The organism is Citrobacter sp. Cb004 (assembly GCF_030337065.1).
Classification (GTDB): Bacteria; Pseudomonadota; Gammaproteobacteria; order Enterobacterales; family Enterobacteriaceae; genus Citrobacter; species Citrobacter braakii.
The window spans coordinates 167,602-180,123 of record NZ_JAOWCH010000065.1 but is presented as its reverse complement, the minus strand read 5'-3'; the positions used below and the strand labels follow the sequence as shown (position 1 = coordinate 180,123).

Below are 12,522 nucleotides of genomic sequence, written 5' to 3'. Positions count from 1 at the left end.
TATCACCTCGGATTGGCTGGTGGCGATGTGGGAACGCTTGCCGGCGGGAGTTCCGCTGGCTGTTGTAAGACACTTACCGGCTCATTCTGGCTTTCAGCGTTTTCATGCAAAATGGCCTCTTCCGCCTGCTTATTGAGAACCAGCAGGCTAATACGGCGGTTGATAGCGTCTTCAGGACCGCGATCGCTCAGACGCATCGTGGCGGCCATACCTACCACACGTAATACTTTTCCATCATCCAGACCGCCGCTAACCAGTTCGCGACGCGACGCGTTAGCGCGATCGGCGGACAACTCCCAGTTGCTATACCCTTTTTCACCATTGGCGTAAGGGTAATCATCCGTATGGCCGGAAAGGCTGATTCGATTAGGAATGCCGTTAAGCACTGGCGCTATGGCTCGCAGGATATCGCGCATATACGGTTCCACCTCAGCGCTACCGGTTTTAAACATCGGGCGATTCTGACTGTCGATAATCTGTATCCGCAGCCCTTCCTGAACTAAATCAATTTTCAAATGCGGGCGCAGCGCACGCAGTTTGGGGTCAGATTCAATCAACTGATCGAGATCGCCGCGAAGTTTGCTCAAGCGGCTTTGTTCCATGCGTTTTCTCAGATCATCGATATTCGGCTGCTTGTTCACCTCTCCCTGCTGCTGGGTGTAATCATCCCCGCCGCCAGGAATTGGACTTTGGCTATTCGAAATACGATTTCCCCCGGTTACCGCAGTAGCCAGCGGCGTACGGAAATATTCGGCAATCTGGATCAATTCTTTAGGGCTAGAGATGGAAATGAGCCACATCACCAGAAAGAAGGCCATCATCGCGGTCATAAAATCGGCGTAGGCGATTTTCCACGAACCATGCGCCCCACCACCGTGACCTTTATGCTTGCGTCGCTTTACAACGATAATGGGATGGGCCTGATTTTTCATGCGTCCTCGGTCGTCTGCTGCGCAGTTGGATTTCTCACCGCACGAACATGCTCTTCCAGTTCGATAAACGATGGACGTTCGCTGGAATACAGAGTCTTACGACCAAATTCGACGGCAATTGGCGGCGCGTAACCATTCAGATTGGAGAGCAGAGTTATCTTCACACACTGCATCATTTTGGTGGTTTCAGCGCTTTTCTGGCGCAGAACGCTGGCAAGCGGAGAAATAAATCCATAGGCCAGTAAAATTCCGAGGAATGTCCCTACCATGGCATGTGCAATCAGCGAACCCAGTTCAGCCGCCGGACGATCGGCAGAAGCCAGCGCATGGACAACCCCCATGACCGCCGCCACGATCCCGAACGCCGGTAATGAATCCCCCACCATCGCCAGACTGTTGGCCGGGACTTCGGCCTCACTTTCGTGCGTCTCAATCTCTTCATCCATCAGCGCTTCAATTTCAAACGTGTTCATGTTGCCGCTGATGATCAGACGCAGATAATCGACAATGAAATCAAGCATCACGGCATCAGCAAGAATGCGCGGATAGCTGGCGAAAATTTCACTCTCTTTGGGGTTTTCGATATCGCGTTCAAGCGAGAACATGCCCTGCTGACGTGACTTGGCCATCAGGCGATACAACAGGGCCAGCAGATCCATATACATCGCTTTGGTGTATTTTGATCGACGAAAAAGCATCGGGATGGCTTTCATCGTCCCCTTAATGGCTTTCCCGTTATTGCCGACGATGAATGCCCCAATACCCGCGCCACCGATAATCACCAGCTCAGCCGGTTGATAGAGTGCCCCAAGGTGTCCGCCGGTCATCATGTAACCGCCGAAAACTGTACCAATAACAACCAGGTAACCTAATAAGATAAGCACGACATCATCCTTTCGCAATTGACTATGACAGGATGCGCAGTCGGGCAGTTAACTCGAGGTCAGGACAAAAAAAAGCAGCGGTAATCGCTTACCGCTGCTGGAGTGTTTGTCCACACCGTATCAGTTAAACAGCCTGTTCGATCTGTTCATCCAGCAGTTGTGGAATAATATCGGCAGCATTCTGGGAAAGTTTACGTCTTTTTACGGCGCGTGATGGCGGTTGGCATAAACTGCAGGCAAAGCTGCCTGCGGGTTGGTGAGCGTGGGTAATAAAATTCCCACCGCAGCAATTGCATCGGGACAACTCCAGCAATCCGCTGTCGACAAAACGCACCAACGTCCATGCGCGAGTTAACGCCAGCAGTGGCCCTTCTTCTGGCTGCGGGCACTGCTCAAGATATAAACGATACGCTTTGATCACGGCATCCACGCCGCTGCACAAACCAGTTTTGAGCAGGAATTGCCATGCGTTGCAAAACATCGAAGCATGAATGTTTTGTTCCCACGTCATAAACCAGTCGGTGGAGAAAGGCAGCATCCCTTTTGGCGGAGGGCTGCCGCGTAATTCTTTATACAGCTTGATAAGTCGGCCACGGCTTAATTGCGTTTCGCTTTCCAGCATTTGCAAACGGGCGCCCAATGTGATTAATTCCATTGCCAGCTGGATATCACGCGCTTCCTGAACAATGCTTTTTTCGCTCATCATCAAGCCCTTTTCTTGCGCGCTGCTTCATCGATGTCGCTTAACAGTCGCGTTGAAAGCATGATACCGGTATGAATTTGCTGAAGATCGTCAACGCGGGAGTCTTGCGTCAGGCGAGTAACGGTCTGGTGATCGTCGAAACGGAAATGACAGACCAGTTGGTTTGTTTCAGCCAGTTTGACCATTTGTGGAAGTGTTAATGTTGCCAACGTGTCCGCCATTTCTTCGCTGATACCAAGGCGAAACATCGCAGATGCTTTGTCCTGAACGATCAAACGCTGTGCAAGCAATAAATATGACAAATTGATGTCATAGATGTGTTTCAGCAACTCGGATGTATGCATTATTTGCATCCATAATAACCAACATTGTTTTCATGCGGTGAAACCGCACCCCGTGATGTCGCCGGGAAGGCCCGGTAAAAAAAAAGCAAAAGGTCAAATACATAGCAGCGTGACGGCACTTACGCGTTGTCTAAACATTCCCTTTTCAGAAAGCCGCGCCCCTTACAAGCTCACATCAATTCTTACAAATGTCTAAGATTTTTCCTAATTCGACGCAACTCTACCCGCCGCCCGTTACACATACAACGTAGCTATGCTGCGAATTTGAAGAATATGTGACATAGATCACATAAACCAGCTAAACACTTAACATAAATCCATCAGCACAGCTTTTACTTTGCTTATTTTTTAACCTCAAATTCGCCATTTCAATTCCTGACATACGAATATTCTTGCAATAAAAGCGAATAGTATTTTGTTCACAAACGTTAATATCACGTTGTGAAATAGCGAGCTTGATCACATATTTAATGTAAAACACCATTTCAATTAAATCCTTTATAAACAATGACTTAAATATTAAGGGTGATTAATTAATACCGGGTAGTGATAACCCATTAAATGTTAACTTTTGTTAATTTTTAATTAACACATTGTTTTCATTAGCGGTGAGTTTTACTTAAGTAAGCTGAACGTATTTACAAGTTATATGACGCAATTATTCTATTTATAAGAATAATTAATGAATAAGCATGATGACATTCACACTATCCGGGAAGGAAACGTTGCAGTATGGAGTAAGCCGAGCAATGCTGATAAACCCTCTCATAATTCTTGAAAAAAGGAGCGAGTTATGAGCTATACACACATTCTTGTGGCCGTTGCCGCCACCCCTGAAAGCCAGCAGTTGTTAGCCAAGGCGGTTTCCATCGCTCGCCCTGTCAACGCTCGTATTAGCCTGATAACCCTGGTCTCAGATCCTGAACTGTATAATCAGTTTGCAGCACCTATGCTGGAGGACCTGCGCGAAGTGATGCAAGAGGAGACTCAGGATTTTATCGACAAGCTCAGCAAAGAAGCACAGTACCCCATTGAGCATACCTTTATTACCTATGGGGCACTGAATGAACATATTCTGGATGTATGCCGTAAACACGCGGTCGATCTGGTCATTTATGGCAACCATAACCACAGCTTCTTTTCGCGCGCGTCCTGCTCAGCAAAAAGCGTGATCGGTGCCAGCCACGTGGATGTTCTGCTGGTTCCACTGGCTGGAGATTGACCTGCGTTTACTGAGCGTTACGCCAGTTTAGTGCAGGGAGAAACGTTGTCTGGCAATGGCTGTTTACTCTGACGTGGGATGACTTTTTCCAGATCGCAAATGAACCTCGCCTGCCAGTTGTCGATATCGTTTTTAATGATAGTTTCGAGCATCTCAGCGTGGCGGGAGATACGCTCAGCAAGCGGCATCGTCAGAGCCTGGTTTAATGCGCCAGCCACTTCGTCGCGGTCATAAGGATTAACAATAAGCGCGGCAGTTAGCTCATTCGCGGCCCCGGCAAATTGCGATAACACCAGCACGCCGGGGTTGGCAGGATCCTGCGCGGCCACGAATTCTTTCGCAACCAGGTTCATACCATCTCGCAGCGGCGTCACCAGCCCTACATCAGAGTAGCGGAAGATTTTCATCAGCAATTTACGATCAAAGTACTGATTCAGATAATAGAGCGGCGTCCAGCCCAACTGCCCATATTTACCGTTAATCCTCCCCGCTTCAGTCTCCAGTTGGTGCCGAATATCCTGGTAGGCCTGCACCTCTTCACGCGAAGTTGGCGCTATCTGGGTGTAGCGAATTTTACCGTGGTGCTGCGGATAGTGTTCCAGCAGAGCCTCATAGGCCTGAAAGCGCTCCGGCAAACCTTTAGAATAATCCAGACGCTCAACGGAGAAGATATTCTGCACATTTTTGAGTTCTGCTTTCAGTTGCGCCAGCTTCGGCGGCAAAGGTCCGGATGCCTGGCGGGCGATCTCATCCGGCTCAATACCGATGGGATAGACCTGGGTACGAAACGCTTTTCCCCATGCACGGTGGTGCTGCTCGCTCTGAGTGGTTACCTGAGTCTGGGCTGCCAGACAATCCAGAAAAGCCTGACGATCGTTCTCGGTCTGGAAACCGAGTAAATCAAAATCACACATCTGCTCAAGTAGCATCTGATGTGGGGGTAAGGCATTAAAGATTTCCGGCGTCGGAAAAGGGATGTGCAGGAAAAAACCGATACGGTTATTCACGCCGCGTTTACGCAGTTCGCTGGCAAACGGCAACAGATGGTAATCATGAACCCAGATTATGTCGTCATCGTTGAGCAGCGGCAGCAGTTTATCTACCAGCAAGGCATTCACCCGCTGATAGCCCTCCCATGCAGGACGCTGAAACTGTACCAAATCAAGACGATAATGAAATGCAGGCCATAAAACCGCATTAGAAAACTGGCAGTAATACTCTTCGTAATCCTGTTCACTCAAATTAAACGAAGCCCAGGTAATGTTGCCACGCGTGACTTTTTTTAATGGTTTGTCCTCATTACCCGTGTCCCCACTCCAGCCAAACCACAGGCCACCAGCAGCCTTCAACGCGCCCAGCACACCGACGGCAAGCCCACCTGCGCTTCCTTTGTCATCGGGTGAGGCGATACGATTAGATACTACGACTAAACGACTCATAGCCACCTCTTCTGTTATTCGTTGCTTTCGATTCTTGCTGCGAAGAGTTAATTTGTTCCAGCCAGTGCCAGACATCACTCACGCCATCCAGACGCCATGTCGCCTGCGTCGCTCCATTCCCCACCTTCACGGAAATGCCCCCTGCGCGATTAACCACGCCAAATCCTGTTTCGTCCGTCAGATCGTCACCAAAAAAAACGGGGACCCGTCCGGCAAAAGGTGCTTCCTGCATAAATGCGGCAATTGCGTCACCTTTGTTCGTACCCTTTGGTTTTATCTCCACAACGCATTTTCCGTGCTGTAAAGCCAACTGCGGCCATCTGTGCGTGATGCACTCAGCCAGATTAATTAGCGCCGCTTCATGTTCCGGGGCCTGGCGATAGTGCAGTGCGAACGCCATCCCTTTTGCTTCAAGCGTTGTACCCGGCATCGTCGCCAAGGCGGTACTTAATAGCTCTCCTGCTTCGCGCTCTATTGCCGCAGCCAGGCGCACTATATGAGTTTGACCATTGATGTCACGGCGCTCTGCCCCATGCACTCCGGCGAGCGGAAAACGAAAGGGAGTGGTAAGCGCGTCAAGCTCAGCCATCGAGCGCCCTGAAATCAATGCCAGCGCACCCGCATTGTGCGTCGCCAACTGATGTAATAACTGCAGGATTGTCTGAGGGACAACGACCTGGTCTGGATAAGGTTTGATCTCAGCCAGTGTCCCATCGAGATCAAAAAAATAAGCACAGCTTGCAGATTGTTCAGGGGGTAAGATCAGTGATGCTGTCACCCGGTTATCCTCCTCATCATGGTCTGTACGCCGCGCGGATCGCGCCGTATATATGATGTATGACGGATATAAGTATAGACAGTGTGACCATGCTCGCCATTTGGAAAAACAATCGCCAGCCGGGTAGCGGCTGGCGATGAGCTAAAGCTAGACTAAAAAGTTGGGGTTTAAATCATCAAACAGTACGCTTCGCTTTTTGCTTGTAACGGTCGAAGATCACCGCCGCCAGCAGGATCAGACCACGTACGACATACTGTGCGAACGGAGAGATGTTCAGCAGGTTCATTGCATTCTCAACCGTTCCCAGAATCAACACCCCGGCTACCACATATGAGATTTTTCCGATGCCGCCTTTAAGCGAAACGCCCCCTAACACGCACGCGGAAATCACGATCAGCTCATAGCCGATTGAGGTCATTGGCTGGCCGCTGGTCATACGAGATGCGAGGATAATCCCGGCGATGGCGGATACCAGCCCGGACAGAATAAAGATAATAATTTTGGTACGAACGACCGGAACCCCAGCCAGACGTGCCGCCTCTTCATTCCCCCCAATGGCCAGCGTGTTACGACCAAACGTGGTTTTATTGAGCAGTAAGCCAAAAACGATGAAACAGACGACCGTGATCCAGATAGGTGCCGGCAGACCAAACCAGTTGGCGTAGCCGAGAGTGAAGAAGCGCTCGTCTTCAATCCCTACCGCCTTACCGTCGGAAATAATGTAGGCCAGACCACGCACAATCTGCATCGTCGCAAGGGTCGTGATCAGGGCGTTAATTTTCAGCCGCGCAATCACGAACCCATTCACCAGACCACATAGAATACCGAGCAGTAGCCCGGCAGCCACGCCAATCCACAGGCTTTCGGTCATATTAATGACCACGGCTGTAGTGACCCCGGCGCAGGCAATCACGGAGGCAACGGACAGGTCGAAGTCACCGGATGCCAGGCAAAACAGCATCCCACACGCGACCATACCCGACATCGATACCGCCAGCCCCAGCCCCTTCATGTTGATGAAAGAGGCAAAGTTAGGCACAAAGAGGGAACAAACCAGGAACAGCGCGGCGAACACGACCAGCATCCCGTATTGATCCCAAATGCGACCAAGATTTAGCGCCGACTTTGCAGCACCTGAACCCGATGTTGAAACGGAAGACATCATTCTCTCCTTATTCAGGCTACAGCCTGGCTAACTTTTGGCATAGCAAGGCTTAACGCCTGGCGCTCATCCGCCTGTTCATGAAGTAACTCACCGGCAATTTCGCCTTCTCTCATCACCACGATACGGTCGGCGACACCGAGCACTTCAGGCAGATCGCTGGAAGCAAACAGCACGGCCACGCCGCGCGCTGCGAGGGCATAAATCACGTTATAAATTTCATGCTTGGCGCCCACATCAATACCGCGTGTAGGTTCGTCCAGCAAAATCACTTTCATCTCTTCCGATAACCAACGGCCGAGAATAGCCTTCTGTTGATTACCGCCGGAGAGGTTCATAATCAGTTGCTCCGCGCCCGGCGTTTTAATATTGAGTGAGCGAATATGGTGATCGGCATTGGTCTCTTCCCAGCCGTTGTTGATCACGCATCCGCCCAGAACATGTTTACGACGGGCACTGATGTTGATGTTGTTACGCACCGAATGGACCGGAATGATCCCTTCAGCCTTGCGATCTTCCGGGCACAGCATCATCCCCGCTTCAATGGCGTGGCTCGGTTTACGGATATCAATAGGCTGTTCATCGATAAACACCTGGCCTGCCGTGATACGCGTGCCGCCAAACAGACCTTTCATTAATTCGCTACGTCCGGCGCCCACCAGTCCAAACAATCCAACAATTTCACCACTGCGCACCGATAAACTGATCGGGGTACGCACGCCAGGGGCTTTGACGTCATGCAAACGCAGGCGCTCTGCACCATAAGGTCTGGATTTCCAGCCATAAATATCACCGAGGTCGCGCCCGACCATCGCCTGCACCAGCGCGTCGTGATCGACCTGCTGCATATCCGTGAACGTTTTGACGTAATGACCATCTTTAAACACGGTGATGGCATCGCTAAGGGCAAAGATCTCCTCCATACGGTGCGAAACGTACAGGATGATGCGCCCTTCGTTGCGTAGCTCACGGATGACGCGAAACAGATTCTCAATCTCGCGCGCTGAAAGGGAGCTGGTCGGTTCATCAAACGCGATAATTTTGGCGTTGCGCGCCAGCGCTTTCGCAATCTCCACCATCTGCCATTGACCAATGGAGAGGTATTTCAACGGCGTATCGGGATCGATATCCATGCCCAGATGCTTAAGCTGGAGACCCGCTTCATAGTTCAGCAGCGAGCGGTTCACAATCCCGCCTTTGTGCGGCATCTGCCCTAAATAAATATTCTCGGCAACGGTCATTTCCGGGACGAGATGCAGCTCCTGGTAAATAATGGCAACACCGGCGTTCAGCGCGGCATTGGTGTCCGCAAACGAAACCTCTTGTCCACGAATCACCAAAGATCCCGTCGTTGGCGCATAGTTGCCGCTGAGAATTTTTAATAGTGTTGATTTCCCGGCGCCATTTTCGCCCATCAGCGCATGCACCTGACCGGCATAGCAGTCGAAACTGATATCCGTGAGCGCTTTAACGCCGGGGAACGTTTTGCCAATGCCGCGAAATGAGAGATACGGGGTAGACTGTTGCATAACGTCTCCGTGAGTCAGATCTTTATGCCGGATAGCGGCTTTGCCTTATCCGGCCGACTGAGTACGCAATTCGTAGGCCGGATAAGACGCGTTGGCGTCGCATCCGGCATTTGTGTTATTTACCGCCTAAGCCTTTCTTCGCCAGTTCTTCTTTAAAGTTATCGCGGGTAATCAGCACCACATCCGTCACTTCAGTAAACGCCGGTGGCTCTGCACCTTTCGTTACCCAGTTGTAGAGCATCTCACTTGATTTGTAGCCGTGAACGTCCGGGCTTGGCAGGAGTGAACCGTAGAACCCGGTCGCTTCGCCTTTGGAGAGTTCGCTCACGGCATCAACGCCGTTGATGCCGATACCAATCACATTCGGCGCTTTGAAGCCCTGCCCTTCGGTCGCACGTACGCCGCCCAGCACGGTGTTGTCGTTCATGCCGACAATCAGCCAGTGTTTGACTTCAGGGTGCTGAACCAGCATGGAGTTAGCGGCATCGAATGCCCCGGGGATGTCATTCGATTTAGTGGGGACCTGGTAGATCTGTTTTTCCGGGAAGCCTGCGGCTTTAAGCGCTTCCATTGAACCCGATGTACGGCGACGCGCGGTATCGAGTTCATTCGCGGTAATGGCCATTACGGCTGTGGATTTCACATCCCAACCGCGCTTTTGCATCTCCTTATACAGCTCCTGGCCCTGGCGCTCACCAATTTTGGTTGCAGCCATCATCACCAGCGGCACGGTATCCATCGGCTTACCTTTGGCGTTAGCAAACTGGTCATCGACGGCAATGACTTTCATATCGTAGCCACGCGCCTTGGCCATAATGGCAGGCCCGAGTTTGGGGTCCGGCGTACAAATCACAAACCCTTTTGCGCCACTTGCAGCCAGGCTGTCGATGGCGTTAAGGGTCTTCTCGCCATCCGGGACGGCAATTTTAATCACCTCAAAGCCAAGGTCTTTACCGGCTTTATCGGCAAATTTCCATTCAGTCTGGAACCACGGTTCTTCCGGTTGTTTGACCAGGAAACCGAGCTTCATGGATTCAGCGATAGCGGATTGTGACATAATGGCAGCCAGACCGATGGCAGCCAGCGCTTTAGTGAATTTGTGCATGGTTAACTCCAGCTTTAACGTTCTTTTATGTAGGGTAAAATCAGACGATTTTTTGTAATTCGGACGTAAAACAAGGCATTACCTTTTAGTGATAAGATCAATGCCAGTGCTGAGAGTAGTTTTAGCGGGAAATTGATTCTCCATAAGAGAGCGGCATCACACCACAGAATTACAGTAATTGCGTACATAAATTCAGCGGGAAATGACATAAAAAAACGCGGTTTTGTCGACGGGAAAAAAGAGGGATAGCAAATTAATCCATAACATCAGCCAACGAATCCTTGTTCCCGAATACCGAAGCATTCGGGAACATGATTACCATCGGTAATAAATGTGGTCAGCGTGATCGCGAACCGGAATGTCATCTCCCAGCAGGCGCGCCGCAAGCGTCAACGCAAAATCGAAAATATGCCCTAACCCTTTGCCGCTAATCAGATTGCCATCTTCAACAACCGGCGCATCGATATATTCCCCGTCCGTGACGTTTTGCCACAGATCTCCTGAGCAAACATAGCGACGCCCCTTCAGCAGACCGTTGCCGCCCAACACGCGCGCGGCCGCAGAACATACGGGGCAAATGAGCTTTCCTGCCTGATCATGACGAGATACAAACTGGATGACCGCCTCACTGGCGGCAAGATTAACGCTGCCCTGCGGCCCGCCTGGCAATACGACGGCATCGTAGAGATACGTCTGGCGCGCGGCCAGCGTGCTATCCATCACCATCGGTACGTCATGATAACTCACCACCGCACGTGACTCTGCGCAGGCCAGGGTTTCGACTTCGATATTCAGGCGACGCAGAATATCCAGGGTAACAATCGCCTCCGCCTCTTCAAAACCGGGTGCCAGCAGCACCGCAACCTTCTTCATATGTAACTCCTTGCTTAATCCACATAAACGAAACAATTAATGATGACCAGTGCAGACTGTTAAATTTCTCAATTTGATTAAAACTGATCTGGCGCAAAAAATTAGCCATCAGATAATTTGTACTAATCCATCCCGATCGTGAAATTGCCTTTCAACTTGGGCAGATAATCATCAGATACCAGACAATACCTTATTGTGGAATTTAATTTTGTTATATGAAACACCATTTCATTATCATGAAAATCATTTAATGACAGAAATTTCAACCCCTTACATTCATGTCATCTATATGCCAAAACAGCAGTAGCATGAATATTGTTATGACAATATGTAAAAAAACATAAATACGCAGATTTAAGGATTTTCTTATACCAGGGCAAGCGTTATGCTGAATCTCGATCGGAGCGAATATAATTCGTGATCACTAAAGGACCGGCGGAACGGATTTATTCTGCTAACAGTTTTAATTGTACGTAGAGGTGAAGTGCAGCGGCAGCCCGCTGTACTGGCGTGAGTAACGTACATCCCCCTTTCTGGAAATAAGGATATTGATATGGCTGCAGTTGGAATTGTTCATAAACTCAATACACAAATGAATCTCGAGTTTTACGCCTCGAATCTTTACCTGCATCTCAGCGAATGGTGCTACGAGCATAGCCTGACAGGTACAGCCACGTTTCTACGCACGCAGGCGCAAGGTAACGTGACTCAAATGATGCGTATGTTCAATTTTATGAAAAGTGCCGGGGCTAATCCCATCGTCAAGGCCATGGATGTGCCGGGTGATGAACTGAGTTCCCTTGAAGAATTGTTTCAGAAAACGTTGGATGAATATCAGCAGCGTTCGAGTAAGCTCTCGCGTTTAACCAATGAAGCTGAAGCATTAAACGATGCGCCAACCATTGATTTTCTTCACGACCTGGAAAAAGAGCAGCAGCAGGATGGCGTGCTGTTACAGACGATTCTTGATGAAGTCCGCAGCGCCAAACGCGCGGGGTTGTGCATGGCGCAAACCGATAAGCACTTGCTCAACGTCGTTAACTACCAGCATCACTAATCTTCAGTTTTCATCGCGTTAATGCCGGATAGCGATGCTGCGCACCTTATCCGGTCAACCTCTGATTTTCCCTGGCACGCGCCTCCCATTCTGCGAGGCGCAAAAAAACCTTTCTAAAACCTGAAACAACGGTTTATTTTAGTGGGATTCGTTCTGCGGTGTGAATTTCAACTCGATCAAGGCAACCGCTTTTTGTATTGCGCGCATAGTGACCGGATCGGCCCCTGCAGGATGGCTGGAAAAATCGATGTTTTTCAGTTGGCTGGACATTTTTTCCCGAACTTCTACCGGGGCAATAACATCAAGAACATCCAGAATTTGCTTGATAACCAGCTGACAGGCAACAACGTCCGAGAGCAGTTCCTGATCGGCATTCAATGTTTGGGACATAGTGAGCTCCTTATAGAAAGGTCGTCATAGTACCTATTCAGCGATCGAAACGATAGCCGCGCACACATTACAAATGCGCTGAAAATAAAAAAGGTCCAGTCAGT

The 12,522-nt window shown here is 50.0% G+C and carries 13 protein-coding genes; 2 read left to right on the top strand and 11 right to left on the bottom strand.

Annotated features, from left to right (window positions below; all coding sequences use genetic code 11):
* Positions 1 to 2: 2 nt before the first annotated feature.
* The 4 genes from motB to flhD all read right to left on the bottom strand — a co-directional run bounded on the left by motB (position 3) and on the right by flhD (position 2,863).
* Positions 3 to 932 (bottom strand): flagellar motor protein MotB, encoded by a 930-nt coding sequence (gene motB / locus OGV65_RS16430; RefSeq protein ID WP_016153441.1) that lies wholly within the window; start codon positions 930 to 932, stop codon positions 3 to 5.
* A complete protein-coding gene (gene motA, locus OGV65_RS16425) occupies positions 929 to 1,816 on the bottom strand; it encodes a flagellar motor stator protein MotA (protein WP_016153442.1) in 888 nt (295 codons plus the stop codon). Before motA ends, motB begins: the two co-directional genes overlap by 4 nt.
* 124 nt (positions 1,817 to 1,940) lie before the next feature.
* The gene (gene flhC, locus OGV65_RS16420) at positions 1,941 to 2,525 is read right to left on the bottom strand and encodes a flagellar transcriptional regulator FlhC (RefSeq protein WP_085951062.1); all 585 of its coding nucleotides are present in this window, start codon (positions 2,523 to 2,525) and stop codon (positions 1,941 to 1,943) included.
* Complete coding sequence (gene flhD / locus OGV65_RS16415) at positions 2,522 to 2,863, bottom strand: flagellar transcriptional regulator FlhD (protein ID WP_016153444.1); 342 nt, start codon at positions 2,861 to 2,863, stop codon at positions 2,522 to 2,524. The genes flhC and flhD overlap by 4 nt, the downstream gene beginning before the upstream one ends.
* A gap of 793 nt (positions 2,864 to 3,656) precedes the next feature.
* On the opposite strand from flhD, the gene uspC reads away from it, so the two are divergent.
* Complete coding sequence (gene uspC / locus OGV65_RS16410; protein ID WP_016153445.1) at positions 3,657 to 4,085, top strand: universal stress protein UspC; 429 nt, start codon at positions 3,657 to 3,659, stop codon at positions 4,083 to 4,085.
* 17 nt (positions 4,086 to 4,102) lie between these two features.
* On the opposite strand, the gene otsA is transcribed toward uspC, so the two are convergent.
* From otsA to OGV65_RS16380, 6 genes are all read right to left on the bottom strand, one after another.
* Positions 4,103 to 5,524: an alpha,alpha-trehalose-phosphate synthase gene (gene otsA / locus OGV65_RS16405; RefSeq protein WP_047502112.1), complete on the bottom strand. Its 1,422-nt coding sequence runs from the start codon at positions 5,522 to 5,524 to the stop codon at positions 4,103 to 4,105.
* On the bottom strand, positions 5,499 to 6,302 hold the full coding sequence (gene otsB, locus OGV65_RS16400) for a trehalose-phosphatase (RefSeq protein WP_047502110.1): 804 nt from the start codon (positions 6,300 to 6,302) through the stop codon (positions 5,499 to 5,501). Before otsB ends, otsA begins: the two co-directional genes overlap by 26 nt.
* A 175-nt stretch (positions 6,303 to 6,477) precedes the next feature.
* Positions 6,478 to 7,464 carry an L-arabinose ABC transporter permease AraH gene (gene araH / locus OGV65_RS16395; protein ID WP_047502108.1) on the bottom strand — a complete coding sequence of 329 codons (987 nt, stop codon included), beginning with the start codon at positions 7,462 to 7,464 and terminating at the stop codon, positions 6,478 to 6,480.
* A gap of 14 nt (positions 7,465 to 7,478) precedes the next feature.
* Positions 7,479 to 8,993, bottom strand: coding sequence for an arabinose ABC transporter ATP-binding protein AraG (gene araG / locus OGV65_RS16390; RefSeq protein WP_049283070.1), 1,515 nt, complete (start codon positions 8,991 to 8,993; stop codon positions 7,479 to 7,481).
* Positions 8,994 to 9,108: 115 nt separating this feature from the next.
* A complete protein-coding gene (locus OGV65_RS16385; RefSeq protein ID WP_003034602.1) occupies positions 9,109 to 10,098 on the bottom strand; it encodes an arabinose ABC transporter substrate-binding protein in 990 nt (329 codons plus the stop codon).
* A gap of 315 nt (positions 10,099 to 10,413) precedes the next feature.
* Positions 10,414 to 10,971: a DJ-1/PfpI family protein gene (locus OGV65_RS16380; RefSeq protein ID WP_019077051.1), complete on the bottom strand. Its 558-nt coding sequence runs from the start codon at positions 10,969 to 10,971 to the stop codon at positions 10,414 to 10,416.
* A 553-nt stretch (positions 10,972 to 11,524) separates the two neighbouring features.
* Between OGV65_RS16380 and OGV65_RS16375 the strand changes: the two genes are divergently transcribed.
* On the top strand, positions 11,525 to 12,028 hold the full coding sequence (locus OGV65_RS16375) for a non-heme ferritin-like protein (RefSeq protein WP_016153451.1): 504 nt from the start codon (positions 11,525 to 11,527) through the stop codon (positions 12,026 to 12,028).
* Positions 12,029 to 12,166: 138 nt separating this feature from the next.
* Here the strand turns inward: OGV65_RS16375 and OGV65_RS16370 are convergent, their stop codons facing one another.
* Positions 12,167 to 12,418 (bottom strand): DUF2766 family protein, encoded by a 252-nt coding sequence (locus OGV65_RS16370; RefSeq protein WP_016153452.1) that lies wholly within the window; start codon positions 12,416 to 12,418, stop codon positions 12,167 to 12,169.
* Positions 12,419 to 12,522: the final 104 nt, after the last annotated feature.